General features: G+C 40.7%; 20 protein-coding genes and 1 pseudogene. 8 read left to right on the top strand and 13 right to left on the bottom strand.

Translation table 11 applies throughout. The features are described 5' to 3' along the window. Positions 1-416: 416 nt before the first annotated feature. From LEP1GSC060_RS09125 to LEP1GSC060_RS09100, 6 genes are all read right to left on the bottom strand, one after another. A complete protein-coding gene (locus LEP1GSC060_RS09125) occupies positions 417-4,181 on the bottom strand; it encodes an N-6 DNA methylase family protein (RefSeq protein WP_003001827.1) in 3,765 nt (1,254 codons plus the stop codon). 258 nt (positions 4,182-4,439) lie between these two features. Continuing rightward, positions 4,440-6,608, bottom strand: a complete 2,169-nt coding sequence (gene recG, locus LEP1GSC060_RS09120) for an ATP-dependent DNA helicase RecG (RefSeq protein WP_003001692.1) — start codon at positions 6,606-6,608, stop codon at positions 4,440-4,442. Beyond that, the gene (locus tag LEP1GSC060_RS09115; RefSeq protein ID WP_003001837.1) at positions 6,589-7,047 is read right to left on the bottom strand and encodes a hypothetical protein; all 459 of its coding nucleotides are present in this window, start codon (positions 7,045-7,047) and stop codon (positions 6,589-6,591) included. The genes recG and LEP1GSC060_RS09115 overlap by 20 nt, the downstream gene beginning before the upstream one ends. Beyond that, the gene (locus LEP1GSC060_RS09110) at positions 7,044-7,721 is read right to left on the bottom strand and encodes a hypothetical protein (protein ID WP_003001738.1); all 678 of its coding nucleotides are present in this window, start codon (positions 7,719-7,721) and stop codon (positions 7,044-7,046) included. The genes LEP1GSC060_RS09115 and LEP1GSC060_RS09110 overlap by 4 nt, the downstream gene beginning before the upstream one ends. 3 nt (positions 7,722-7,724) lie before the next feature. Then, on the bottom strand, positions 7,725-8,726 hold the full coding sequence (locus tag LEP1GSC060_RS09105; RefSeq protein WP_003001671.1) for a metallophosphoesterase family protein: 1,002 nt from the start codon (positions 8,724-8,726) through the stop codon (positions 7,725-7,727). A 113-nt stretch (positions 8,727-8,839) separates the two neighbouring features. Then, positions 8,840-9,529 (bottom strand): hypothetical protein, encoded by a 690-nt coding sequence (locus tag LEP1GSC060_RS09100; protein ID WP_003001922.1) that lies wholly within the window; start codon positions 9,527-9,529, stop codon positions 8,840-8,842. Positions 9,530-9,659: 130 nt separating this feature from the next. Here LEP1GSC060_RS09100 and LEP1GSC060_RS09095 point away from each other — a divergent pair, with 130 nt between their 5' ends. The 6 genes from LEP1GSC060_RS09095 to LEP1GSC060_RS09070 all read left to right on the top strand — a co-directional run bounded on the left by LEP1GSC060_RS09095 (position 9,660) and on the right by LEP1GSC060_RS09070 (position 16,658). Beyond that, the gene (locus LEP1GSC060_RS09095) at positions 9,660-10,667 is read left to right on the top strand and encodes an NAD(P)H-dependent glycerol-3-phosphate dehydrogenase (RefSeq protein ID WP_003001909.1); all 1,008 of its coding nucleotides are present in this window, start codon (positions 9,660-9,662) and stop codon (positions 10,665-10,667) included. Between the two features lie 6 nt (positions 10,668-10,673). Then, positions 10,674-13,259 (top strand): tetratricopeptide repeat protein, encoded by a 2,586-nt coding sequence (locus tag LEP1GSC060_RS09090; protein ID WP_003001864.1) that lies wholly within the window; start codon positions 10,674-10,676, stop codon positions 13,257-13,259. Between the two features lie 232 nt (positions 13,260-13,491). Continuing rightward, the gene (locus tag LEP1GSC060_RS09085; RefSeq protein ID WP_003001811.1) at positions 13,492-14,826 is read left to right on the top strand and encodes a hemolysin family protein; all 1,335 of its coding nucleotides are present in this window, start codon (positions 13,492-13,494) and stop codon (positions 14,824-14,826) included. A 12-nt stretch (positions 14,827-14,838) separates the two neighbouring features. Then, positions 14,839-15,381, top strand: coding sequence for a phosphopantothenoylcysteine decarboxylase (locus LEP1GSC060_RS09080; RefSeq protein WP_003001843.1), 543 nt, complete (start codon positions 14,839-14,841; stop codon positions 15,379-15,381). A gap of 16 nt (positions 15,382-15,397) precedes the next feature. Then, positions 15,398-16,084 carry a phosphopantothenoylcysteine decarboxylase domain-containing protein gene (locus tag LEP1GSC060_RS09075; protein ID WP_003001760.1) on the top strand — a complete coding sequence of 229 codons (687 nt, stop codon included), beginning with the start codon at positions 15,398-15,400 and terminating at the stop codon, positions 16,082-16,084. Positions 16,085-16,292: 208 nt separating this feature from the next. Then, the gene (locus LEP1GSC060_RS09070; protein WP_036095980.1) at positions 16,293-16,658 is read left to right on the top strand and encodes a helix-turn-helix domain-containing protein; all 366 of its coding nucleotides are present in this window, start codon (positions 16,293-16,295) and stop codon (positions 16,656-16,658) included. 28 nt (positions 16,659-16,686) lie between these two features. On the opposite strand, the pseudogene LEP1GSC060_RS20545 reads toward LEP1GSC060_RS09070, so the two are convergent. After that, a pseudogene (locus LEP1GSC060_RS20545) lies at positions 16,687-16,845 on the bottom strand (IS256 family transposase); the annotation flags it as partial. Then, positions 16,823-16,957 (bottom strand): hypothetical protein, encoded by a 135-nt coding sequence (locus tag LEP1GSC060_RS20740; protein ID WP_003001884.1) that lies wholly within the window; start codon positions 16,955-16,957, stop codon positions 16,823-16,825. The pseudogene LEP1GSC060_RS20545 and the gene LEP1GSC060_RS20740, both read right to left, overlap by 23 nt. A gap of 95 nt (positions 16,958-17,052) precedes the next feature. Here LEP1GSC060_RS20740 and murB point away from each other — a divergent pair, with 95 nt between their 5' ends. After that, on the top strand, positions 17,053-18,009 hold the full coding sequence (gene murB / locus LEP1GSC060_RS09065; RefSeq protein WP_003001932.1) for a UDP-N-acetylmuramate dehydrogenase: 957 nt from the start codon (positions 17,053-17,055) through the stop codon (positions 18,007-18,009). Positions 18,010-18,098: 89 nt separating this feature from the next. Here the strand turns inward: murB and LEP1GSC060_RS09060 are convergent, their stop codons facing one another. The 5 genes from LEP1GSC060_RS09060 to LEP1GSC060_RS09040 form a co-directional block, all read right to left on the bottom strand. After that, complete coding sequence (locus tag LEP1GSC060_RS09060) at positions 18,099-19,082, bottom strand: sensor domain-containing diguanylate cyclase (RefSeq protein WP_003001683.1); 984 nt, start codon at positions 19,080-19,082, stop codon at positions 18,099-18,101. A gap of 367 nt (positions 19,083-19,449) precedes the next feature. Next, positions 19,450-20,217, bottom strand: a complete 768-nt coding sequence (locus LEP1GSC060_RS09055) for a hypothetical protein (RefSeq protein ID WP_003001926.1) — start codon at positions 20,215-20,217, stop codon at positions 19,450-19,452. A gap of 51 nt (positions 20,218-20,268) precedes the next feature. Beyond that, positions 20,269-20,772, bottom strand: a complete 504-nt coding sequence (locus LEP1GSC060_RS09050; RefSeq protein WP_003001782.1) for a thioredoxin-like domain-containing protein — start codon at positions 20,770-20,772, stop codon at positions 20,269-20,271. A 50-nt stretch (positions 20,773-20,822) separates the two neighbouring features. After that, positions 20,823-21,722 (bottom strand): decaprenyl-phosphate phosphoribosyltransferase, encoded by a 900-nt coding sequence (locus LEP1GSC060_RS09045; protein WP_003001821.1) that lies wholly within the window; start codon positions 21,720-21,722, stop codon positions 20,823-20,825. A 206-nt stretch (positions 21,723-21,928) separates the two neighbouring features. Then, on the bottom strand, positions 21,929-23,542 hold the full coding sequence (locus LEP1GSC060_RS09040; RefSeq protein WP_003001752.1) for a TrkH family potassium uptake protein: 1,614 nt from the start codon (positions 23,540-23,542) through the stop codon (positions 21,929-21,931). A 250-nt stretch (positions 23,543-23,792) separates the two neighbouring features. On the opposite strand from LEP1GSC060_RS09040, the gene fusA reads away from it, so the two are divergent. Beyond that, the gene (fusA, locus tag LEP1GSC060_RS09030; protein WP_003001747.1) at positions 23,793-25,913 is read left to right on the top strand and encodes an elongation factor G; all 2,121 of its coding nucleotides are present in this window, start codon (positions 23,793-23,795) and stop codon (positions 25,911-25,913) included. Positions 25,914-25,986 lie beyond the last annotated feature (73 nt).

Here is a 25,986-nt window from a genome sequence, read left to right as displayed (position 1 = left end):
CTTCCTAAGTTATAACATTAGTGATAACTATAACTATGGATTTGTGCAAACATTGTTTAAACGTAATTTCTTAAAAGTGTGCGAACTTGGGTTAACGGAACAACCCGAGTTTAAAAATAAACAATTTGAATTCAAAATTTCGAACTCACGTTAAAATAAAAATCAACCGAGTAAAAAGTTGCAATCACTCGATGTCGCCTAACGAAAGAGACTTCTCGACGTTGCGTGTCCAAGCGCTTGTGCGCGACGGGCTTGGCACGAGGTTCGAGCGACCTTAGTCGCGTCTTGCGAACCGAAGTGACAAAGCAATGTGCCGAAGGCCGGAGTGAGCGCGAGCGGGAACCGTGAGTCGCGAACGCAGTGAGAAGCCGTAGTTATCTGCTGTGCCCCAGACGTAATGCATAGGCTCTTTGAGCTCATCGATTTTTTGAGGAATATAATTCGCTAGTCAATCTATTTAAGATCTCATAGCATAAATTAAGATTTCCTATTTTTTTTACTTCATTTATATCCAGTTTGGAGATAATATTTTCTATTATTTTAGGTTCTATTTTATCATGCGGTGAAAGCAGTATAGTCACCTTTTTTATTGATTCTTCAATCGTTTTTAATAGCTGTTGATGTAAGGCGTAAATATTTTTAAATATTTTCCAATCTACTTCTTTATTATTATTTAGAATATTTTTTAACTCTCTGGAAATAAATTCCGCCAGTTTAGCACCTTTAATTTCCATAGTTTTAATTGATTTATTTTTTAAACGTAGTCGAATTGAGTGTCGATATCCGTATTTTTTTAATTGGTTATCGGGTTCGATTAAAGAGAATCCAGTTCCATCCAAGTCAATTACTTCTTTTATTACAAAATCCTTTGTAGTATCTTTGAAAAAAATATAACTTTCCTTTACTAATTCTTCGTTATTTAAGTGATCATTGAATATAGTTAATGTTTCCAAGGTTTTTGTTTCAATTTTGGAGGATAAGGATTGCGCTATTAACTGATAGTTGTATTCTATCGAATTAGCGTTTCTATTTTCGATGTCGAATAAAAGCCCCATATCCAAGAGGTCATAAAGTATTTTTGTCCAATCGATAATTAAATCAATAAGACCTAATTGTTTAATATAAGTATTTGAATTTTCGTTTAATTTATGGTTTGAATTGAGCTCAGTTAGTGAATATTCGCCAGCTAGAAAATAATAAATAGCTGTGGATCTTTCATTGGTGAAGTCAACCAATGGAATAGGTATTTTAGATACAGATGTGGTAAATAATTCTAAGGCATCTCCTTTAACCTTGCAATTTCCGCTTTTCAGCCAGTTTAAAACATTATCAGAAATTAGTATTCCGAATATATATTTTAGAGATTCTTTGGTTCCGGATTTAGAATTAATATAATATGTATCTGTTGCGCTATAAAATGGTAAATTGGTATAAGCGAAACTATTCCTTTTCGTTCTGTAAGATATCATTATTTTTTCATTTTCAAATAAACTTTTTTCTCGTGGCCACCATAAATCGAACCATCTTATTCTATCATTTTCTACCTCTCGTCTCGTTATTAAGTAATCCTTATACCTAGAAATGTGATCTTTAAAGGCGGGAAAGTTTTCTAATGAGTCTATGTTCGGTGTATACAAAATGTAGTCGTCTGTGGAAAACTTAATAAAGGATGTTTTTATATTTGAATTTTTATAAAATGGAAATATTAAATCTTTTTCAATTTTTTTTGATTCAAGAATATCTTTCGATAAAATGAAAACTCCTTCGTTTTCTGTAATATGATATTTGTCGATACTGGCTTTAGATAATTTTGAAAAAATCTTTCTTGTATCAACTGGACCCGGTACAACTCCTTGATTTACATTACATAATTTTTCTAACTCGACAATATTATCTGATAACTGAATTTCATCTTTTGTTTTTTTATAAATATACCATGCTTTATCATCTAATTCCCCCTGTCCGATAGCACTGTTATAAACATCAGCAATTTCATTTCTAGAGAAATTCCCCAGAGAAAATGAATTCTTTTCGGGATCACTAAATAAATCAAACTGTTCTTTATTTAACAATAGCATCTGCCATCGATCATAGTTTGTTATGACAGTTTTTTTTGTTGTGAGAGTTTCTGTTGGATCCAACACCCAGTCTTTATTAAATTGAATTATTTTAATTCGATTATTACTTCTTTCGTTTTCATCCTCACATCGTTCTAAGACGAAAACGATATTCTCTTGTCCCTTAGCCTCAGGAAATAGCTTTATTCCTTTAAAATCTATTATTTCTAATATTTTGCAAGTGTTAAGAATGTAATTTCTTAGATTACTACCTCCATCAGCTGTTAACCAATACTGTGTAGTAATGAATGAAAATTTTCCTCCATCTCTAAGTTTACTTATTCCTAAAATAATGAAATAATATAAATAATCACTTTTCCCTTGGTAGAATTTCTTCCAATAAGGATGCTCTTGTAAAGGCTTGAAAATCTCTTTGTGTCCACTTTCACCTACATACGGTGGGTTCCCGACAATAATATCAAAATCATTTTTATTTACTAATTGAATGAATTTTTTCTCTTTAGGTGAAGCTGTTACGTGCAAATTCGTGCTTCGCAATGTTTCACCATTACTTTCAAGATGGTTATATATTTGCATAAGTGAATCTTTGATGTATACATTTAGAGAATGTATTTTCTTCTGGGCAGTCTGAGGTAATTGTTTGATAAGTGGAAGTATTTGGACAATTAAATTGACTTCACACAAAAAAGCAGCAAAGGCAGTTAGCTCAACGCCATACAAATTATTTGCAATATTAATTTTGGCTTCGCCTTCTCTGTTCAATGAAACCTTTCGAATTCTCCTTGCTGCTTCTACAAGGAATCCTCCTGAACCACAAGAAGGATCTAGTAATGATTTATTATTAATATTTTCAAAATTTCTGCTTGAGAATCCGACTCTATTTAAGATGAATTCTACTATATAATGAGGTGTATAATACTGACCTTTTTCTTTTCTTTCTTCTAAATTGAGGTAATGTTCGTATAAGTCTCCAATCAAATCAAAGTCAATTTCTGAAAAATTTACTTTGCTTAATTCAAATAAGATTTCAATAAATGTATTCTCATTCTCAATATAAAAGTTGTATACGCTTTCCTCAAAGAAGCTAGGAATGAACTCTGAAGCGTCAATTTTGGCATCAGTTAAAATCTTCTTAAGTGTGTAGCTGAACGGAGGCTCAGTCTTTATTTTAAAACCACCATTGTAAAGACTTCTTGAAATTAAATCATTATCCTCTAAAATACGAATAAGTATTAATTTAATTAAAAGAACATAAGATGCTTGTTTTACGAATTCTTCTAAGAGTATTCTTTCCTTCTCGTCCTCATCTCGAATCTTTAATTCATACTTTATTTTCTCTAGCTCAAATTCTAGTTGTTCAAACTCATAACTATCTTTGGCCAAATTTGAAATTTGATTTTCAATATCATTGCGGATAGAGTATAAAGAATTGTAGATGGTCGCTTTTAATAGGTCCTTATCTGGTTTGATTAAATCGATTTTTTCTCTGTTCTTTATTTCATTAATGTATGAATCTTTGGAGATTTCTCTAAATTGGAAAGTTTCATAAAACCAAATAAAATTATCAAATACGTCCCCTGTGAAAACAGAATCCTTTGCAGTGTTGTACAATTCCACGAGATCAATAGATTTATCCTGAACATGCTGAATTTGAAGATTTCCATTTTCATCATATTGTTTAACGTAAAACTCGAACTTTTTTAAATTAAATAGTATTCCGTATTTGTATCCTTCAAAGGTACGAAGATACCTGGAAATTTGCGTTGACGGAGTTTCGGATGTATTCGAACTCGTTGGTTCTATTGTTACACCGGTTGATTTTGCATCTAGTATGAAAAGGTTTGTTTTAAAAGTTCGAAAGTCTGGTTTATCCCCCCCTTTAAAATCCTGCTGAATTATGTTCACTCCAGACTTGTATCCGAGAAAATCTAGTATTTTTAAGAGTAAAGGCGTAACAACAGTATCTTCATCACCCTTGGTTTTACGTTCAAAATCCCTTAAAGTCACATATTTGAGGAAATCGATTTTTTGACCAGATTTATCAAAAAAACGATCTTCTTGCAAAATTTTTACAAGTAAGGTTAGGGAAGCTTTTGCACTCATAGTGACATAATGTAGATTCTTTAGCTTAGGATCAAATGTTAAAATTGTGCTAAAATGGGGAAGTGAATTTCTTTACCCTTCTCTTGAGTCATACATTTGGGCATTGCAGATAACTCTCACGAAGCGATATTCGTTTGTCTTCTGAAGTTTGACGGCAAGTTCATTCGTTTAGAACGATTAAGAGCTTGTCCGCCAACCGTCCGATTTTATCGGATGGCCGCAAATCTTCTGCGATTGTTTTATGTTTCGGGACAAGTTCTAATTCGAAAACAACAATCTTCCTTCGCTAAATCTTCCTCGAATTTCCTCTTTTTCCAAATCTCCCGGATTTCCGAACAAGGCTGCGTCTTCTCTCGTAAGTTCGATCAGTTTGGAATCTTCTCTCAAGTCCGCGATTTTGAAATCCGGAAGACCGCTCTGACGAACTCCCATCAATTCCCCCGGACCGCGGAGTTGAAGATCGATTTCGGATAACGCGAAACCGTCGGAAAGATTTACCATCGCATCCAGTCTTACCTTTGCGTCTTCCGTAACTTTTGAATCGGTCATTAAAATACAAAAACTTTCCTGATCCCCGCGACCGACCCGACCTCTCAACTGATGCAGTTGGGAAATACCGAAACGGTCCGCGTGTTCGATCATCATCACGGTTGCGTTGGGAACGTCGATGCCCACTTCGATCACGGTTGTGGAAACGAGAATTTGAATTCTGTTTTTGGAGAATTCTTTCATGACTCGATCCTTCTCCGTCGTTTCCACTTTTCCGTGAACGAGCCCCACTTCGAAGTCGGGAAAAATTTCGTGTTTCAAATGTTCGTAGGCTTCTATGCAGGATTTAAGATCCACCTTTTCCGATTCTTCCACCAACGGATAAACGATGTAACACTGTCTTCCGGAAGAAACATACTTGCGGATGGATTTATAAACTCCCTCTCTTCGATTTTCCTGAAACCATTTGGTTTGAATCGGCATTCTACCTTTGGGTTTGGACTTAATCGTCAAAAGATCCAAGTCCCCGTAAAGAGTGAGACAAAGAGTTCTAGGAATCGGAGTCGCGGTCATCGCGAGAATGTCCGGGTTTTTTCCCTTGGAACGAAGAGTTTCCCTTTGATCGACTCCGAACTTATGTTGTTCGTCTATGATCACAAGGCCGAGTTCCGAAAAAATCACGTCTTCTTGAAACACGCTATGTGTTCCAATGACAAATAACGTGTCTCCCTTTTTGATTCTATAGAGTTTTTCGTATCGGTTTTTTTTGGGTTCCTTACCGACAAGAAGTTCGATCCCTAAAAACGGCATATTTCCCAAAAAGGAAAGAACGGTTTGATAGTGTTGTCTTGCGAGAATTTCGGTCGGCGCCACCATACAAACTTGGATCTGATTGTCCATATAACGCAAAGCCGTTAAAAGAGCGACTAACGTCTTTCCCGAGCCGACGTCCCCTTGTAAAAGAACGGCGATCGGTTGGTCTTTTTTTGTGAGGTCCTTGATTTTTTGAAGCGCCGAATTTTGATCTTCCGTAAGTTGAAACGGAAGGTTTTTTCGAACTTCGTTTGCGGTTTCCGATTCCGGCAAAGGCCAGAGAACGCGTTTGATTTTTTCCCTTTCCTTTTTTTTGTGTTCGATCAAAAGATTGAAGTAAAACAATTCCTCGTATTTCAGTCTGTATCTCGCGACGTCCAAAGAACTTTCATCCGTCGGAAAATGAATTTCACGATACGATTTTTCTCTCGGAATCAGATCTCTTCGTTTAACGATTTCGTTCGGAAGGATTTCGGGAATTTTCCCTTTCAATTTTTCTAATGCAAGGTAAAGAATTTTTCGAAAACCTCTGGAATCCAATCCTTCCGATTTTAAAGCCTCGCCCGAAGGATACAAAGGAATGATACGACCCGCGTGGATCATTTCCGGAAGTTCCGCCAATTCCTCCTCGGTTTCTTGTTGTTCTTTTTTTTGGGTGCTCGCGGAACTTATCGTATAAGTCGGTTTGATCGCGCTCGTTAGAATTTCATAGTCGGGATGAATGAGTTGAAATCCCCGGAAGTATTCGAGCTTTCCTGTGGCGACTAACGTGGTTCCGGGTTGAAAAATTCTTTGGAAAAAATTCACACCTCGAAAGAATACGATCGAAATCCTTTCGTTGTTTCTGGTTTTTGCCCCGACTACGAGCCTGGATTTTTTACCGTGGGCCAGATAAGCGTCCACTACTTCTACGATCAAGGTTACGGTTTCGCCCGTTTTTAAAAGAACGTTATCCGTAAGATTTCGATCCAAATATCTTCTCGGAAAAAAGTTCAAAAGATCCTGAAGAGTGGAAATACCGATGGACGCGAGGGCCGCCGCCTTGGAAGCCCCGACTCCTTTGATGACCGTCAGCGGTAAAAGAAGTTCGCCCTTGTGTTCCGATTTAGAGACCGAGTTCTTCATCGTTGATTGGCGTCGGAGTCCATTCCGGATCGGGAGTTTGAGGATTGACGTTTCGATTTTCGGCGGGAGTTCGCAAAGACGAAGAATTTTGATTCTCCGTTAAGGACTCTTCCCCTAAACCGAGATAACAATATCTGCATCCGTAAATTCTTGCGTGTCGTTTGATACCCGGAGACGGTGGTTCGGAAATGATTGCATATAAATATTCCGTTTTTTGCAAGTATTTACCGCAGACGGGACAGATTCTGGGTTTGGGGAGATTCGGATCCCAATTTTTACCGTAAACTTTTTTAGGATCTCCGTATTCTTTCGATACTCCGTTTTCGGCGTCTCGCTTTTTTTCGGACTTGTCGATCCTTCTCGTGTCCACCGAGTAAAGAAGATGAAAAAAAACCGCAGCCACTCCCAAGCAGAGCATAACGGTTAAAAATCCGGTCATTGTTTTAGATAGTCCTTAATTTTCGCGGCCATCGTGGAAGGAAGGCCGATTCCTTTGTCTTGCAATCTATGAGAATATTTATGAAACGAATACGTGTGTTGAGAAGTCTGAACGATTCCGTCGAAACAACCTTCGATGGATTCTTCCAACGATTGACTCAAAGGAATATTGGAAGCGATCCGTTGTTCGAATTTTCGTAGGAGTTTGCGGTTTACGCCTCTGCAAATCGAACGATAGAAACAGAAACGAATTAATATTTCAGAATCGGCTTGTTCTTTTTGAATGTCTTGTTCCAACTGATTGAGATTGATACAATCCACGATTTCGAGTTTATACGCGTCGGTATTGTGTTCGTAGGTGACGAGATTCATAAACAAATGTTTGAATAAGGAAATCTTATAACAATCTTCCATTCCACACTCGCCCATTTTTGAATTTTCACATTGAGTGTACATCACAATATCGGTGTCCGATTGAGCGGTCGCCTGACCGAAGTTAAGCGAACCTAAAATGTCGAACGCGACTACGTCTCCGCCGAAGTTGATCAATTTGGAGAATTTTTTAAAGTCTTCGATTCTTTCCCGAGAGACGTTGGTTTCGTGAGACCGGAAATATCTTTTTAATCCGGTGAACTTTTGGATGATTGGATTGTTTTTGAAACCTGAGATCGTCATTGGTTAGACTCTCACAAAATCTTCCGCCGACACCTCCGAATCCTGGCTTACAAACGTAACGGAAGGAACGTTCCTCTTACAATCGACATCCATTAAGAGGCGAATTTTGTGGTCCACCAGTCTATTCAATTTTACGGTTTCCACAAGCCCATTTTCTAAAAATATCTCCGAGAAAAATCCTCCGGGTTGAAAACCGAAAACCGAATCCACGGCTCCGAAGTTGGAAGGATTTAAGAATACGGTTTTTCCCTTTTTGATAATACCTTGATCTTCGTGAACGTGGCCCGAGACGACGAGAGTTGGGGCGTAGTCGTCCAAGTATCTTCGAATTCCTTGAGAACCCACGTTGCCGTAGTTTGGAATCTTATCTAAAAATCCGTAAGGCGGGTTGTGAATGACGACTATGTCCGGTTGTTCTTCTTTGAAAAAATCCTCAGGCTCGCTGTAACTTTTGCCGTTGCGTGTGTACTCGTGAAACTTAACCGCCAACTTTTCTGGAATTCCGGAAGTGAGGATCGGAGCGCCGCCGTAACCGGCAAACTTATAACCGTCCTGTTCGAACGTTTTTCTGTGAATGTCCCTTTCATACAAGGCGCTGTACTGAAGATCTATGTCGTAGTTTCCCGGAAGAACTCTCACGGGAGCGCGGGAATATTTTTGAATGAGGATTTCTATGAGTTCGTATTTTTCCTTCATCGTTTTTGCAGCTTGATGAAAGAGGGTTCTGTATTCTTTAGACTTTTCTACTATATCGGGACCGTATTTGTCGGGAAAACGGATCGCCCTTGTCGCATAATCATAAGCGTTGATCTCTTCTTTTTGATCTTTGGAGATTCGATACATCTCCTCTTGGATGGTGCAGAATTCAATGATACGATCGGTGCTGAAGAACGCTTTGTAAATGATATCTCCGGAGAAAAGATATAAATCGGCCGTTGTTTGCTGAAGAATTTCCTTCAACCCTCTAAGACCGTCATGGATATCAGTCAGATAGATGATCTTCATTTCAATCGATCCGGAGTTTTACCGTTTCTTTTACGTTACAATCTCATAATAAAAAAGAGAAGCTGTAAACTCAATTTAGAAACGGGATACGGAATGTCCAACCTTTCTAAAGATTAGTCTCTCCACAAAAGGAGAAGTGAGTCGTGATTTTCGGAAATCGGTTCGATTCGAATGTATTCCGGGCCGAAAAAATCGAGAAGAGGTTTGAGAATCGTTCCGGATTTTACAAATAGGAACACGTTACCTTTTTCGGGAATTACCTTTTGAATGGTGATTTTTCCGGCGAGGTCGGGAATCTCCGAAAGAAAATAATCCATGTTCACTGTGATTAAATTTCGAATACCAGTTAGACGAAGAATTTCGGGAATTTCCTCGACGATGGTTTCTAAAATCAATCTTCTATGAAATTGAAATACTTTCGAAAACATTCGGATGGGATCCAACTTTTTAGGGGTGTGGCTGAACAAACGAAAGGAATGAATTTGAAGACGAACCTGATTTTGTACCACTTTAACGGGTGTTAGCCTAACGTTGTAATCGACCGAATCCGTTTTTAAAAATCGGGACCAGAACAAACCTTGGATCGAAAAATGTCCGGTTAAAATGAGAACACCGTTTTCGGAATCAAACTCAAGAGATTCGAGAGGGTCGTCCGATTCCGCGATTTTTTTCTTTAGGATTTTATTCAGAGAATGGAGTTTGAGAGTGATTTTATAATTGCTCTTTTGGTTTTCCTTATCGGAAGAATGTCCCGTAAAAAGATCGAAGGGATTGAAACCTATGAGTTTCCTCAAATCGAGCATGGGAGATCAAAAATAGTTTGCGGGTAAAGAAGAGTAAACTAAATTATTGATTCCAAGTCGGGAATGACGATTTCGGAATCGATTCATGAAAGAATTTTTTTCGACACGAACCCGTCAATGAGGAGCTTTCATGAAAATCGGAGTGATCGGATCGGGAAGTTTTGGAACCGCGTTGGGAAGTCTTCTTGCGGATAAGGGATACGACGTTACTCTCTGGTGTAGAAATGATTCTCAAGTTGAAAGTATCAACCGCGATCACATCAATAACAAACACCTTCCCAGTTTTACTCTTCCTGAAAAACTAACGGCGAGTCAGGATCTAAGAACGGTCGTTCAGGGAAAAGATATGATCGTATCTTCTCCGCCCTCTCACGCGTTGACCGAAATTTTAAGAGAGATCCGGGAATATTTACCGGAAAAAGTTCCCATCGTATCCGCGAGTAAGGGAATTGAAAACGGAACACTTCGTCTTGTTTCCGAAATTTTCGAATCGGAACTTCCCGAAAAATACCACGCCTATCTTTCGTATTTATCCGGACCTTCTTTTGCGAAAGAGATCATCCAAAAAGTACCGACGATTGTCAGTATCGCTTCTAAGAATGAAGAGACCGCTCGTAAGGTTCAGGAGATATTCAGTTTTTTGTATTTTAGAACGTATTGGACTCCGGACGTCATCGGAGTGGAAGTGGGAGGTTCCTTGAAGAACGTGATCGCGTTGGCGGCGGGAGTCAGCGACGGTTTAGGTTTCGGACAAAACACAAGAGCCGCTTTGATCACGAGAGGACTGAACGAAATCACAAAGATCGGTTTGAAGTTGGGCGCGGATCCGATGACGTTTCTCGGACCTTCCGGAATGGGCGATTTGATTTTGACTTGTTGCGGAGAACAATCCCGAAATCGAACCGTAGGTTTTCGATTGGGAAAGGGAGAAACTTTGGAACAAATTCTTTCCAGTATGAACGAAGTGGCGGAAGGAGTGAAGACGACTCAGAGCGCTTACGAACTTTCTCAGAAGTTGGGGATTGAAATGGCGATTACGAACGAGGTTTATAAAATGCTTTACGAAGGTAAGAATCCGAAAGAAGTTGTGAAAGACCTTATGAAACGCGATCTAAAGAGAGAAGGCGTTTCAGCCTGATCGACCTTGAAGCTCCTTTCCTTTCAATTCCGTCTTTTCCTATTCTTGAGTTTTGTATGTTCGCATTCGATTGCGGCTCAAACCAAACAGGAATTCGGATGGGCGAAAAGTTCGGAAGGTTTTTCCTTCAATTTAAACGGAAAAACGGTTTTTCAATCCAAGGACGAGATCAATTCCTTTCCCGAAAATCTAACTCTGTTGGAAAAAACGGATTATCTCCTTTTTGCGGGAGAATATTTTATTCTCAACAAGGACGTACGTCGATACGAATCCTTGCTCAAGCTTACGACTAACGCGGAAAGCGAACTGGTGTTAGGCGGAATTTTTCTAAGAATATTCAAAGAATTGAATTTTAATTCCAAAGATTCTTCCCGTAATTTACTGATTCAGTTTTCCAAGAACGAAAGTTCTCCGTATCTCAAAGAGTTGGCGGAAGGTTTTGATCTTACGGTTTTCGAAAAAAAAACCTCCGAAAATTTAAAATGTTCCAGAAAGTCGGTTTATTATTCTCTGTGTAAAACCCTACGTTTAAAAAAATATCTTTCCGATTTTTCTCCGAAAGCCAAATCACACGAAAGGGAATATCTGAATTTAAACCGAACTCTGGCTCCGTTTTTGGAAGATCCCGAATTGAAGTACATTCCTTTTTTGAGTAACGTTATCTACAACATCGCGGATCAACTCGCCGAACTCGGACTTTCCAGGGAGTCGGTCCATTTTCAAAAGATTCTCATCATCTCCGAAAATTTGAGCGGAAGAATCATAGGATATTCCTATGAAAAACTCGCTTATTACTATCTGATCGGAGGGGATTTGATTTCCGCCGAGAAAGTTTTGGATTACATTCTCAAACATCATCCCGATTTGAGGACTTCTTATAAAAATCATCTGTATCTAAAGTTAGGCACCATCGCTTATCTCAATCAGGAATATAAGAAATCTCTGGATTACTATTTGAACTTGGATTTTTTGGAATGGTCCTCCACGATTTTAAATCCTTTTTTGGGGGAACCGATTTCCATCAACAGCGCGAGGGATTTGATTTCGATGGCGATCTGGAGATCTAAAAATTCCTTCAAAGCGGTGGACGCGCTCAAGTCCGTTTCCACTCCTAAGAATTTAACCGAAGACGATTTGTTTACTCGTCTCAGGATCGTTCAGATTCTGATGAACGACGAACCCGAGGTCGCCGGAAAGATGGCGACTGAAATCACTTTCCTCGCTCAGAGTAAGGGATGGAAACGAGTGGAATATGCTTCCACGTTGTTGAACGGATTCATTCATTATAAAAAATACGATCTGAGAAAAGCGATCATAGAATTTACGAAAGCGTATGGAATTTTAAAAACCGCGGACCCCGTTTATACGGAGGAATGGATTCGACTTACCGGTTTGTTTTATTCCCATAAGGAATCGAAATCCTTAAAAACCGTGAAGGGCGCTTTGGATCAAGCGGTCGCGATTACGATTCAGAGAAGGCCCGACGATATGCTCCTTCAGTTGAAGAATTATCTTCCGGTCGTTTACGGTGTAAGAGAGTTTACGGACGCTGCGATCGGCTATTATATCCTCCACGGTCATACGACGGAACTTCTGGGTTTTTTGTCCCGTTTGGAACAGAAAGAGGCGATGGGCAACACGACTTATCCGAACACTCTCGTTTCCATCATCGATACGAGCCGAAGGATTTCCTCCTTTCGCGGATTTTATCCCGGACCCAAAGAACATCTCAGTTCGAGTCGATCCGCAATTCGCCAAACAGAGGTTATACGACTTTTGGACGAAATGGATCCGTTTCGAAATCAAGAAATCAAAAAATCGCATAGTCCCGTATTGAGCGTTTTTGTGAGAGATAAAAGGACTTATATCTTTTGGAAACCCGGCGATTCTCAGGAATTGGAATTGAAGGAGATTCCTTCCGAGTCCGCTTCTTCGTTTACGGTTCAAGTCGTATTAAAATCTTTGATCGAATCCTTATATAAAAGGGACAACGTTCAGATTTATTTGAACGTTTCGGGAATGGAATCCTTCGATTATCTAAAGAAGGAATTTCCGGATATCGATTTTAGATTGTTCGCTAAATTCAGCAGAAAGGACGACAAAGTTAAGTCGGAACGCATTTACGTCTGCGATTGTAAAAATACGGACAACCTATCCAATTCCAATTTCGAAAAGGTAGGTTTCACTTATTTCGAAGGAAATAAATTGCTCGCCGGAAATCATTCGATGATGATTTGGAACTTGAAAGTGGAAGACAATTCCGCGGGAAGTTTAAACGAATATTCTTGGAGTTGCGGAGAGGAACAGATTCGTTTTTCAAGGTTACACAGACGTTATGATTTTAGAAACACTCCGCAGAGATTGGTTTTTACGAGAGATTCCTTGAGCGGTAACGGTTGGAAAGGAAGGTCCGAAGACTTTTTGGATTGGGTTTCTTTTTGGATCAATTCCGGAGTACATAGAATGTACTATATCAAATCCTTGGACTTAAATTCGGAATCGGACATAAACCTTTTGGAAAAACTTTCTCAGGAAACGAACGAACCGGAATCGTCGTTTCGAGGAATTCGGATTCGAAAACATATCGAATGAATGAAAGTTTGTTTTTTTCAAAACATTAGTTCCATAAAATCGAATGTTTTTTTCTTTTAAACGATCGACATTTTTCGCCAATTCAAAGACTCTATCCAGTAAGTCACATGGACCCCGAAGGTAGTCAGTTCTACATTTCAACGATATTCAATTTCCGTTCCTTAAACCCAAACGCCGGGTTCATCCTAAATTCACGCAATCCTAGATCCAATCTGATTTTTACACTCCCACAATGGAACTAATCGGCTTTTTTATTATCGTTCTACTTATATTTGCAAACGGATTTTTCGTTTCCGCCGAGTTTGCATTGGTTTCGATTCGTCCTTCCCGTTTGGAGGAATTGATCAAGGAAAATAAACCTCTCGCGCTCGTTACAAAACGCGCGGCTCAAAAACTGAACGACATGTTATCCGTATGCCAGGTCGGAATTACGGTCGCCAGTCTTTTGTTAGGTTGGGTCGGGGAAGGATACGTTTCGAGATGGTTGACTTTTCTTTTGGAAATGTTCGGTTATTCCACGAGCGAGGCGACGATTCACGGTTTGGCGATCACGGTTTCGTTTACAATCATCACGTTTCTTCATATTCTTTTGGGGGAACTTCTTCCTAAAACCATCGCGATTCAGAACACGGAAACGATCGCGCTTTTTATCAGTATTCCTTTATTCTTTTTTTATTATATATTTTATCCGATTACGTTTTTCTTAAACGAAATGACTTCCTTTCTTTTGAGGCTGATGGGAATTCAGGCGAACAAAAGCAGGATGTTGCATTCTCCCGAAGAGTTGATGATCATCATCGAAGAACAGAACAAACAGGGTAAGATCGATCAGGAAGAATTTCAGATCATCCAAAACACGTTTCAGTTTTCGGAACATCAGGCGAAGGACGTGATGACTCATCGTTTGAGCATCATCGGAATTCCACACGATACCCCGATGGACTCTTTGATTTCGATCATCGCCGAACATCATTTCTCGAGATATCCGATCTACGAAGGAAATACGGATAAGATCATAGGAATCATTCACGTTCAGACGTATCTTACTTGGTTGTCCAATTCCAAAAAGGGAAAAAAGGAAAAAGTCACCGCGATCATGCAAACTCCGATTTTTGTCCCCGAAGGTCTTTCGATCGAAAAGGTGATGCAGAAACTGAGAGAAAACAAGCAGCACATGGCGATCGTTATCGACGAGTACGGCGGAGTTTCGGGCCTTCTTACTTTGGAAGATATCATCGAAGAAATTTTCGGTCAGATCCGGGATGAAACCGACGATCACGAAACGGATCCGTTTCCCGCACAACATTCGGACAGTTTTGCGATCGACGGAGAAGCCGAGTTGGACGATCTGAAGGAAATTCTCGTAGGAGTTCAAGAAGAAGAAATCAAGGACATTCGTACGATTGCCGGTTTTATCCTCGGTCGTTTGGAGGATATGCCGGAAGAAGGTTCCACGATTCCCCTTCAAACCGGAACTCTAACCGTGGAAAAGATGGAAGGAAATAAAATTCTTTCCGTACGTTTTACGAGAGTCAGTTTAAACAACCGGGCTCAGTCTAAAAAATAAAATCGGAAACCTATGTCCAATCCTGGAAAAGAAATACTCATTGCGGTTTCAGGAAGTATAGCGGCCTATAAAGCCTGTGAACTCGTACGCAATCTCACAAAAGAAGGTTATCCGGTGAGTGTGATTATGACGGCGCACGCAACCGAGTTCGTCGGACCGATTACGTTCGAGGCGATGACCGGCAAAAAAGTTCGTATAAATGAATACGAACAGGGAATGGCTCATATAGACGCGAAAAATTCCGCGTCGGTGATCGCAATCGTTCCTGCGACCGCGAATATCATCGGCAAAATGGCGAACGGGATCGCGGACGATCTGGTAACCTCCACTTATCTTGCGGCGAATTGTCCGGTGATCGTAGCGCCCGCGATGAATCCGTTTATGTATGCACATCCGGCAGTTCAAAGAAACTTAAAACGTTTAGCCGAAGACGGGGTGATTCTTGCGGATCCTTCGGAAGGTGTGGTCGTTTGCGGAGACGAGGGTTACGGTAAGTTAGCCGAAATCTCTCTGATTCAAAAGTTGATTTTGAACGTGTATCGGGGAAATTCTTAGAGTAAGAGAAGTCGGAGTGGGATTTTCCAAAGCAATCATTACATCCGGACCGACAAGAGAATGGATCGATCCGGTTCGATATATTTCGAACGCTTCTTCCGGTAAGATGGGTTTTCATATCGCGGAAGCGATTTCGAAATGGATTCCCGAAGTTGTTTATATCCACGGTCAAGTATTAGAAAATTATAAAATTCCTAAAGGAACGAAACAAGTTTCCGTGGAAACCACATCCGATCTTTGCGGCGCGGTTCTTGAGGAGATTCAAGCGGATACGATTTTGATTATGGCCGCGGCCCCGGCGGACTTTCGTCCACTCGATAGTAAGGAATCAAAAATTAAGAAGGAAGACGGAAGTGAGACCCTTTTTCTGGAGCTTGTCAAAAATCCGGATATTTTGAAAACGGTCAGTTCTAAAATCGCCGAAGAAAAAATTTCCGGTTGTTGCCTGGTGGGTTTTGCGGCGGAAACGGATTTCTTGGAAGAATACGCCAGAGGCAAACTTAAAAGTAAGAATTTGGATTATATCGTCGGTAACTACGTCGGTAAAAACGAAAAAGGTTTCGGTGAAGTGGATACGACCGTGTTTATTTATTCCTCCGCCGGTAAGGCGATTGAAATCGGTCCGTTTTCCAAGAAAGTCGTTTCCGAAAAGATCGTCGAATTTTTGCGAGTCGAAGCCGAAAAATTTTTCGTGAAATTGTAGTTAGGCGGAAGTTTTGGTGAATTTTACGCCTCATCATTATTTGAAATTTAGATTAAATAACGTGAGCTCGGTATAACAAATGCGAAAGCGATTGAAGCGGAGTCAATAAATTGAAACGAAAGGCGATATATTGTATCACGTTTCTTTATTCATACGTTTTATTGGGACACATGAAGAATATGATAAAATTAGTGCTGAGGATATTTAAATGGAAATTAAACCAATAAAATCTACCAAGGATTACGATTTCGCTCTCAAAGAAATAGAAAGACTTTGGGATACAAGGAAAAATACGCCTGAATATGATAAATTAGATATTTTAATAACGCTTGTCGACGCTTACGAAAATAAACATTTTCCTATTGAGACTCCAGACCCAATTGAAGCAATAAAATCTGTTATGGAAGAAAAAAATCTCAAGAACGTCGATTTAGGTAATTGGATTGGCGGTCGGAGTCGGGCAACTGAGATTCTTAACAAGAAAAGAAAATTAACTTTAGATATGATACGAAAGATTAATAAAAAATTAGGGATCTCTACTGAAATTCTTATAAAAGATTATAAAATTAGGTAGTGCCGGCCATCCTGTGTAAATAACTTTCTTAGAACGAATCCAGTTTCAATCGATCCCCGAAAATAATCGAAAACTGATTCATCGCTTTTCCCCAATCTTAAATTGGCATAGTCCGTTTTTTAGAATATGATTTCAAAGCTAAATAAAGAAGTTTGATCGCCGCTTCATCTGTAGGAAACGAACCCCGCCAGTTTTTCTTGGTCTTGAGCGAGTAGGATTACCGATTCACAATAGGTTTCCCAATCGGTCCGTCCGGAAGCAAAGTCGAAATAGATGGATTCCAATAAGAGAAAAAACATAATCACCTCTTTTCTATAGGATCGAACCGAATTCGGAATTTCCTTGAGTTCTTTTTCTTGTAGAAGATAATAGGGGAGCTTCTTTCAGTATTCATATGTCGCTTGTTCTTTCCGAATCTCGGATTCGAATCCTAAAACAAACCTTGGAGTCCTCTAAAATACCCTTTAGGTCGGAAGTCCGGCTGGGAGTTTTGTCTTCGTTTAAGATCGGCGGGGTTTGTCCGGTGGTTGTCGAACCCGAGAATTCGACGCAGGTCTTGGAAGCGCTTTCCATTTTTTATAAATCCGAAATACCTTGGAAGATACTTGGAGGAGGTTCGAATCTTTTGATTTCGGATCATCCCGATAACTTTATCGTTTTACGTTTGTCGGGGAAATTTAAGGAATTTGAATCCTTAGGAGAAGGAAAATTTAGAATCGGCGCCGCCACGAACACGACGCCTACATTTCGACAAATTTCGCAATTGGGTTATACGGGGGCCGAGTTTTTGAGCACGATTCCGGGATGGACGGGCGGGGCGGTCATTCAAAATGCGGGTTGTTACGGCGGAGAACTTTTCGACTTGATTCAAACCGTTGAATTTTTGAGAAACGACGAAGTGTTCGTTCGTAAACCCGCCGAAATTAAACACGGTTATCGATTTACCGAATTCTTAAACGCAAAAGATTCCATCATTTTGGGAATCGAGATTCTCTTGAAAGAGGGAAATTTAGAGGAAATCGAAACTTCTTTAAAGGATAAAAGGGACAGAAGAAATTCTTCCCAACCTGAAAATAAAAAAAGCGCCGGTTCCGTTTTTAAAAATCCAAAAATCTTTCGAGAAGACGGAAAAGAAATCAAAGCATGGGAGTTGATCGATCAAGCCGGTTTGAGAGGTCAAGTAAAAGGCGGCGCTCGGATTTCTCCCGAACATTGTAATTTTATCGTAAACGTGGGCGCTGCAACTGCGGCGGACGTAAACTATTTGGTTGAACTCGTTTTAGATAAGGTCCATCAAACGACGGGAGTTCTCTTAACTCGAGAGATCGAATACTTCGGCGATGTGCCTTGATTTTCTTTTGCGGAGTATTAGATATTAGAGTTATGTAAAATAGAAATCTTTCTGATTCTTTTACGCCGATTCCATTGATTCGTAGAGATTTATTCTTTAGACGCGTACATGGAAAGATCGGCTTCGTGAATCAATTCATCCAATTTCTGAAGAGAACCGACGGATGTTCCCCAAGTAAAATGAAAAGGAGGATCGTTTGTTTTACATTTTCTCAAAAGAATCGACATCGCTTCCCGGAATCTTTTTTCGGTTTGAACGATTTTTTCCCGATTCTCATGTTGAACGAGAACTAAAAATTCATCCCCGCCGATTCTAAAAATCTTATCCGTTCCGCGAATCACGTAACGAAGGACATTGGCAAAATGACAAAGAACTTGATCCCCCGTTTTGTGGCCGTAAGTGTCGTTTATCATTTTAAAATCGTTTAAGTCGAGAAGAGCGACTAACGCAAGATGATCGTCCATTCTTCTGCCGGACCATTCATCCCTGAGATGATTTAACTTGTTACGATTGAATACTCCCGTTAAGGCGTCTCGAAACGCAAGAACCTTCGTTTCTTCATATTGATTGGAGTTAGCTAAGGAAATCGCCGTAAAATCCGCGATCGTTTGAAGAATGACTAAATCTTCCGGTGAAAAAGACGAGCCGTCGAATCGATTTACCAATTCGATTACACCGTAAATCCGCTTCCTGAAAATCATAGGGACTGCGATGATCGTTTTCGTTTCAAAGCCGGTTTGTTCATCCACTTTCCTGGAGAATCTCGGATCATTTCTCGCATCCTCCGCAAAAATCGGAGATTTTGATTGAGCAACCGAACCGGCGATTCCTTCCCCGGATTTTAATCGGATGTTCCGGATACGATTGAGTTCAATACCTTCCGCGATTAGAAAAAATAATTCTCCGGAATGTTCATCGTATCGCATAAGACTCCAATTTTCAGGACTGAAAAATAAACGAACTTCTTCCATTACGGCGTCTAAAACTTCTTGTTGTTCCAGAGAGGAGGTAATGATTTTTCCAATCGAGGAATATAACTTTATCAGTTCCGGTTTCGAGTCTTTTGGGGTCATCGGCGTTTTTTGCTCTCTGTCATTTTTTCCGTTTCGATACGAGCCTGCATTTTAAGAAATGAAACAGTTATCGATCAAGATATTTCCGGAAAAATCGACATATTTTATTTCATTAAGAGTATAGTATTACTTTAAGAACGGCTCCGTGTTTTGATCGGAAAATTTTTGAATGAACCCAAGATAGTCACAATGAGAATAAAGTACCGCTTTTTCGGGGAACGACCTTTGAGCGGCATTTAAAATCGGCCCCCAAAACGTCGCGTTTTATCGGAATCGTCTCGGATTGGAGGATGGTCTTTACGTTTCGGGATAAGTTAGGATTTGTTATGGGATAAATTGAGTATATTATTAAAAACTAAAGTTCTTCTTAGTCGGTTTCCTTAAGCAGAACGTCCTCGAATTCGGAACCTCTGTGCGGAAAAGCCTGTTCGTAAAATAAAGCCGCAAACAATTCGAAATCCTCGTCGATAGGCAAAGAGTTCTCCTCCCAATACTCGTTTCTTCGTTTGATCAATACGGAAATCGTTTCGTCTTCGAGTGAAAATTCCTCTTCTCCTTCGTTCAATTTTCGAATCAGCCAGTTGAGATTGTAGATCGTGTAAGGCCCTAAAAATTCCAAGGTGGCAATGGTCGGTTCCCGTTTCATCAGGGCTTCCGTATGAAACAAAGGGATTCTCAAATCGTATGCGTCCTTCGTTTTTAAGAAATGTTTGTGATTTGCCGAGATCGATTCCAAAAAAGGAAAAGTATTTATATAACTGTTTCGAATCAAGGTTTCTTTTTCCGGATGACGAAACATCACATCGAGTACGTCTATAAATTCTCCCTTTGAAATCGCCTCTCTTAAGATTGTATCCGCGGGTTCCGGTCCGACGATCGGATCGATTAACTTTACGAATAAATATTTTACTTCATAGGCAAATCTGGATTCTCTAGGAATGTAATATTCGATCCAAATCGGTTCTTTATAATATTGAATGAGTTCTTTTTTGGGGAGATCCGGAGTTACGCTGAGAGATTTTAATTTCTTAACGTCGTCCGTGATTACTTTTTTTCCCTCAACCCTCGTTCTGGATTTTTTGATCTGCCGTAGTTCCGACTTATTAAGTAAAGGTTTGGGTTTGAACGGCTCCATAGTATGTATATCGGTCCCCAAGAAAACGAATCTAAATCAAGATTCACGAGGTTAAAAAAAATACGCGATCCAGATTCTCAGGAAAAAACTAAAAGGATTCATCATTCCCGAATCGGCAAAACGAATGACTCCGGATCGATCCAGAATTACGAAAGACGGATACGAGTTGATCCTCCATTCTTTCAAAAAAGAAACGTTCGCCGGAATGATCTTAAATCGAAGATCTTTTTCTTTTACGTATCGATTCAGTTCCTCCGAGTTTTCGCCTTCTTCTACGCTGACAAAGGAGAAGCGGGAACTGTTTTCCAATTGATGAGAATACCATTTGATCAAAGGAAGATTGACGGAACAGACTCCGCACCAAGTCGCCCAAAAGTAAACGACGGTTACTTGATTTTCGGAATCGTATCGGATTCCATCGAAAGACTTCATCCCGTTTAGAGAGACGGACGGTTTTAAATCGGATGCCTTGAAGATTGAGAGTGCGATCGTAATCGATAAAAACAATAAAATCCAAAACGCAACCTTGCCGCTTTTGTTTAAGATTTCCTTCATATCTTTTGAATTCGTTTCTCTCCGGAAATGTTACATCCGATTTTTCTTTTTCAAAGATCGAATCGAATTTGATTTCCGAAATCGGAATACATGATCGTTATCACCAAAACGACCCAGATCAAACCGGCGAGTAATACTCCCCAATCCGAAAGAATCGCCTTCGTCGGGTTATGCCCCATATTCTTAATGTAGATGATGTACAAAGATCGAAAGATCGCATAAACTACGATCGGGATCGTATAAATCAAACGATCGGTTCCGAGATTCGCAATCGTAGACGGACTCGTTACGTATAGAACGTAACTCATCAACGTCATCGTCGCTACGATTCCGAGCATCATATCCAGAAAGCCGGTCGAATACTCGTCTAAAATTTTACGATGACCTTTCGCGTTTCCTTCCAAGATGATGAGTTCCCCTCGTCTTTTGGAAAATCCCCAAAATAGAGCGAGCATAAACGTACACAATAAAAGCCAGGAGGAAAACGTAACGTGAATGATTACGGAACCGGCGATCGCACGAATCACGAATCCGATGCTGATGCTCATCACGTCCAAGATCACCATGTGTTTTAAAAACTTACTATAGAGTATGTTGAATACGAGATAAAAAGCGACAAGGCCGAAAAAGAACGGATGTAATAGATATGCCAGAATCAAAGATAAAGGAAGAATGATCGCGGTGATAAAAAGCGCGAAAGAAGGATCCAACTTGCCCGAAGCAAGCGGTCTATGTTTTTTTTCGGGATGTAACGCGTCTTCTTTACGATCCAAATAATCGTTCACGACGTACTGGCAACTGGCAACGAGAGAAAAAAGAAAAAATGCCGCGATCACTCTTTGAAGGGATTCGGGATCGGTCAGCTTCTTAGCGAAAATAATGCCCGCGAAAATGATTACGTTCTTGATCCACTGATGAATCCGGAGCAATTTCAAATATTGTAAGAGCATACTCGGTTACATTCCTTACAATCCCTCAATTCATCAAGGAAAATCCAGGTTCTTAAAGTCGCCCAAGAAACTTGGAATTGTCTCAAATCTCGATTTTGTATCGGAATTCGGATCTTAAAAGTCACGTAAATTCGATTCCATTTTTAACGTGTGTTCGGCGGTTGAATTTAAACGTATGATTCGAAGTCGTTCAAAACATGGAAGAATCATCCGACTTGGATTTTCAATCCGTCGTCTTTGCCTCCGAGTTCACCCAATCCCGAATGACCCGTAAACGCGATCAAAAGAGTGAACGTTCCTACTCTTCCCATAAACATCAGAGCGATGTAGAGAAATTTTTCCACGTCGTTCGTATAGGCCGTCATACCCAGACTCAAACCCACGGTACCGAACGCGGACATCACTTCAAAAAAAATGGTTTCGATTCCGTGGTTGTTTCCGTTTGCAAGTGTGATCAAAAACATAAAAAGGACGAGGGACAAGGTGGCAAGAAAGTAGATTCGAGTGGAGATCGCCACCGAATTTTTGGAAACGTCCTCTCCCCAGGCCTGAACCCTCGCCTGCGGACGAATTACGTTTTTCAAATATAAGATTAATATAAAGAAGGTGGTGATCTTGATCCCGCCCGCGGCTCCTTGCGGTCCGCCTCCGATAAACATCAAAGCACAAAGAAGAACGTAAGTCCCGCTTCGGATTTCGGTTACGTCGAACGTGTTAAAACCGGCCGTTCTCGAAGAAACGGAAAGAAAAAAAGAATTGAACAACTTTTCCGAAAACGCCATTTTTCCGATCGTTTCGATATTATCGTATTCGATGAGTAAAATCGAAATCCCTCCGATATGAATCAAAACCAAAGAACCCAATACGATGATCGCCATCTGCATTCGATTCGCGTCCCCGAATAATTCTTTTCTATAAACTTCCAATCGTTCTTCCAACCGTACGGAAGTTGCGATCACGAAGATATACCAAGCGGGGGGATCTTCTCCCAATAGAACGGTCCTTCTCATCATAAAAGTTTCCGTCACCGCTTCTATTTTTCCCATAAACTTTTGTATGATTTCTAAAATCGACTTTTCGATAAAGATGATCACTGGAAATCCGATCCCGCCCATCACGATTAAAAACTGAACGATCAACAAACACAATGGATCTTTCGCCAAAAAACTCAGATCGTCCACGATGGAAAATCCGGCGTTGTTAAAAGCGGAGACGGAGGTGAACACGCTTAGAAAAAATCGGTTCGGGATTCCCGGAAGACGATCCGTCTCGGGCATAAAAAAATAAAGAAGAGTGGCGCCCACGGCTTCGATCGAAAGTGAAATATTAAAAAGGGATAAAAGCATTCTTCTTACATAAGAAGCCTCGGTCTTATCCTTTCCGGGAGGGATCACTCCGGAATGTGGTTCGGGTTTTTTGTCCCGCATTCTTTTTGCAAGGTGAGCGTCCGTCGCTTCGTAAACAAAGGAAGCGAGACGAGTACTCCTCGACAAACCTCGAACCACCAACACCCCGATTAAAACCGTAAACGTGATAATCCCCAAACCTCCGATCTGAATCAAAAACATCATGATGAGTTGGGTGGAGCGTTGTAGTTCGGACAACAAAACGGGAGAAAGTCCGGTAACACAAATCGAAGAAGTGGCGAGATACAAACAAATCGTATAACTCAGACGACCGGATTCGGAAACGTAAATCCCTAAGGATCCGATCAAAATCGCGGTCGCAAAACCGAGGCAGAGCGTCCTGGCTACGGATAACAAAAGAAACGCTTTCGCAATTCTGTTTACGTTTCTTTTGATGAGTTTAAGCGGATGCATGGTTTTAAAGTTTGAAAGCAGGTTTCAAAAGTCTAACGTACAAACGTCGTTTTGTCCGAGACGCAAAAGATCATCCTTTTTGAAAACCGTTCCCGGGCAAATGAAAAATGCGGTGAAACCTATGGATCCCTCGATTTGGGTTTACAAACCCGCCTTTTTTTGGAATTTGGTAAATTGGGGACTTTCTTCAAGCGCCCTTTACCGGTGATTTCATCGGAAGTATTTGCAATCTTTTATAAGAGGAATGGCCATGAGCACTGCTGTTGCCGAATTCAAACCGAGCGAAAAACTCATCAAAACCAGAAACATTGGGATCTCAGCCCATATCGATTCCGGAAAAACGACCCTTACCGAAAGAATCCTGTTCTATACAAACAAGATCCACGCCATCCACGAAGTTCGTGGAAAGGACGGAGTCGGTGCAAAGATGGATAGTATGGACCTCGAAAGAGAAAGAGGGATCACCATCCAGTCTGCGGCTACTTATTGCCAGTGGAAAAATCACACGATCAACATCATTGATACTCCGGGCCACGTTGACTTTACCGTGGAAGTGGAACGTTCACTCCGGGTTTTGGATTCTGCGATTTTGGTTCTTTGTGGGGTGGCGGGAGTTCAGTCTCAGTCGATCACTGTGGACCGCCAGATGAGACGTTACAACGTTCCTCGTGTTGCGTTTATCAACAAACTCGACAGGACCGGGGCCAACCCTTTCCGAGTCATCGATCAGCTGAAAGAAAAACTCAAACACAACGCCGTGCCGGTTCAAATTCCAATCGGTCTGGAAAACGACCTGAAAGGAATCGTAGATCTCGTCAAAATGAAAGCTTTCTACTTTGAAGGCAAAGACGGTATGGACATCCAGGAAAGAGAAATTCCGGATGATCTCAAAGAACTCGCACAAAAAAAACACGAAGAACTTTTAGACGCGGCTTCTATGTTCTCCGACGAATTGACCGAAGCCCTTCTCGAAGGAACTCCTACAGAAGAGATGATCAAAAAGGCGATTCGCACCGGCACGATCGAACTCAAAATGACCCCCGTTTTTATGGGTTCCGCTTTCAAAAACAAAGGAGTTCAAAAACTTCTGGACGGAGTTTTGGATTATCTCGCAAGCCCTGTGGACGTTAAGAACAAGGCTTTAGATCAAGCAAACAACGAAGAAATGATCGTTCTGGAATCCAACTTTGAGAAACCTTTGGTTTGCCTCGCATTTAAACTCGAAGACGGACGTTACGGTCAGCTTACCTACGTGAGAGTTTACCAGGGAAAACTCGCGAAAGGTATGACCATCTACAACATGTCGAACAACAAAAAACACAACGTAGGTCGACTTTGTAGAATGCACTCGGACGAGATGGAGGATATCGAATCCGCCGAAGCGGGTGATATCATCGCGCTTTTCGGAATCGATTGCGCTTCCGGAGATACTTTCACGGACGGAAAATTAAAAGTTTCCATGGAGTCCATGTTCGTTGCGGCTCCGGTGATCTCTCTTACGATCGAAGCAAAAGAATCGAAACACTTAAACAACTTGGCGAAGGCTCTCAACCGTTTTACCAAGGAAGACCCAACGTTTCAAACGCATGTGGATCAAGAGTCCGGTCAAACCATCATCAAAGGAATGGGAGAACTCCACCTCGAAGTTTATATCGAACGTATGAAACGCGAGTACGGTGTGGAACTGATCACGGGCGCTCCGCAGGTTGCGTATCGCGAAACAATCACATCCAAAGCCGATTTTGATTATACACACAAAAAACAAACCGGTGGTCAGGGGCAGTTCGGTCGTGTTGCCGGATATATGGAACCGATTCCGCTTGAAGAAACTCTAAATTACGATTTCGTAAACAAGGTTGTGGGCGGTTCGATTCCGAGAGAATACATCCAGTCGGTGGACAAAGGATTCAAAAGTTGTTTGGAGCGCGGATCTCTCATCGGGTTTCCGATCATCGGAGTTCGTTGCGTAATCAACGACGGCGCTTACCATGACGTGGATTCTTCCGATATGGCGTTCCAGATCGCGGGGCGTTATGCGTTCCGTCAAGGATTCAACAAAGCCAATCCTCAGATCTTAGAACCGATCATGAAAGTGGAAGTGGACGGACCCTCGGAGTTCCAAGGAGCGATTTTAGGATCTCTGAACCAAAGACGCGGTATGATTTTGAACACAACCGAAGAGGATCACTACTGCAAAACCGAAGCGGAAGTTCCTTTGGCGGATATGTTCGGATATTCGACCGTATTACGTTCTTCGACTCAAGGAAAGGCCGAATTCTCCATGGAATTTTCCAGATACGCTCCGGTTCCAAGAAACGTAGCGGACGAGTTGATGAAAAAATATAAGGTTCATCAAAAAGACGAAGATTGATCTTAGAATCAAATTTTATCTCTTAAAAAAGGGCCGTAAGGCTCTTTTTTTTATCCGCGTATCTTTTCGGAAT

The organism is Leptospira weilii serovar Ranarum str. ICFT, from assembly GCF_000332415.1.
Classification (GTDB): domain Bacteria; phylum Spirochaetota; class Leptospiria; order Leptospirales; family Leptospiraceae; genus Leptospira; species Leptospira weilii_A.
The sequence above is the reverse complement of the archived record's forward strand: the minus strand, read 5'-3'. Positions and strand labels throughout refer to the sequence as shown.

What these genes read in the sequence shown, in the direction of transcription:
- LEP1GSC060_RS09095 (WP_003001909.1), top strand. Translation starts at nt 9,660, where the DNA reads ATGAAAATCGGAGTGATCGGATCGGGAAGTTTTGGAACCGCGTTGGGA.
- LEP1GSC060_RS09115 (WP_003001837.1), bottom strand. Translation starts at nt 7,047, where the DNA reads ATGACCGGATTTTTAACCGTTATGCTCTGCTTGGGAGTGGCTGCGGTT.
- LEP1GSC060_RS09080 (WP_003001843.1), top strand. Translation starts at nt 14,839, where the DNA reads ATGTCCAATCCTGGAAAAGAAATACTCATTGCGGTTTCAGGAAGTATA.
- murB (WP_003001932.1), top strand. Translation starts at nt 17,053, where the DNA reads ATGTCGCTTGTTCTTTCCGAATCTCGGATTCGAATCCTAAAACAAACC.
- LEP1GSC060_RS09125 (WP_003001827.1), bottom strand. Translation starts at nt 4,181, where the DNA reads ATGAGTGCAAAAGCTTCCCTAACCTTACTTGTAAAAATTTTGCAAGAA.
- LEP1GSC060_RS09085 (WP_003001811.1), top strand. Translation starts at nt 13,492, where the DNA reads ATGGAACTAATCGGCTTTTTTATTATCGTTCTACTTATATTTGCAAAC.
- recG (WP_003001692.1), bottom strand. Translation starts at nt 6,608, where the DNA reads ATGAAGAACTCGGTCTCTAAATCGGAACACAAGGGCGAACTTCTTTTA.
- LEP1GSC060_RS09050 (WP_003001782.1), bottom strand. Translation starts at nt 20,772, where the DNA reads ATGAAGGAAATCTTAAACAAAAGCGGCAAGGTTGCGTTTTGGATTTTA.
- LEP1GSC060_RS09040 (WP_003001752.1), bottom strand. Translation starts at nt 23,542, where the DNA reads ATGCATCCGCTTAAACTCATCAAAAGAAACGTAAACAGAATTGCGAAA.
- LEP1GSC060_RS09045 (WP_003001821.1), bottom strand. Translation starts at nt 21,722, where the DNA reads ATGCTCTTACAATATTTGAAATTGCTCCGGATTCATCAGTGGATCAAG.
- LEP1GSC060_RS09100 (WP_003001922.1), bottom strand. Translation starts at nt 9,529, where the DNA reads ATGCTCGATTTGAGGAAACTCATAGGTTTCAATCCCTTCGATCTTTTT.
- fusA (WP_003001747.1), top strand. Translation starts at nt 23,793, where the DNA reads ATGAGCACTGCTGTTGCCGAATTCAAACCGAGCGAAAAACTCATCAAA.
- LEP1GSC060_RS09055 (WP_003001926.1), bottom strand. Translation starts at nt 20,217, where the DNA reads ATGGAGCCGTTCAAACCCAAACCTTTACTTAATAAGTCGGAACTACGG.
- LEP1GSC060_RS20740 (WP_003001884.1), bottom strand. Translation starts at nt 16,957, where the DNA reads ATGTTTTTTCTCTTATTGGAATCCATCTATTTCGACTTTGCTTCCGGA.
- LEP1GSC060_RS09110 (WP_003001738.1), bottom strand. Translation starts at nt 7,721, where the DNA reads ATGACGATCTCAGGTTTCAAAAACAATCCAATCATCCAAAAGTTCACC.
- LEP1GSC060_RS09105 (WP_003001671.1), bottom strand. Translation starts at nt 8,726, where the DNA reads ATGAAGATCATCTATCTGACTGATATCCATGACGGTCTTAGAGGGTTG.
- LEP1GSC060_RS09060 (WP_003001683.1), bottom strand. Translation starts at nt 19,082, where the DNA reads ATGACCCCAAAAGACTCGAAACCGGAACTGATAAAGTTATATTCCTCG.
- LEP1GSC060_RS09070 (WP_036095980.1), top strand. Translation starts at nt 16,293, where the DNA reads ATGGAAATTAAACCAATAAAATCTACCAAGGATTACGATTTCGCTCTC.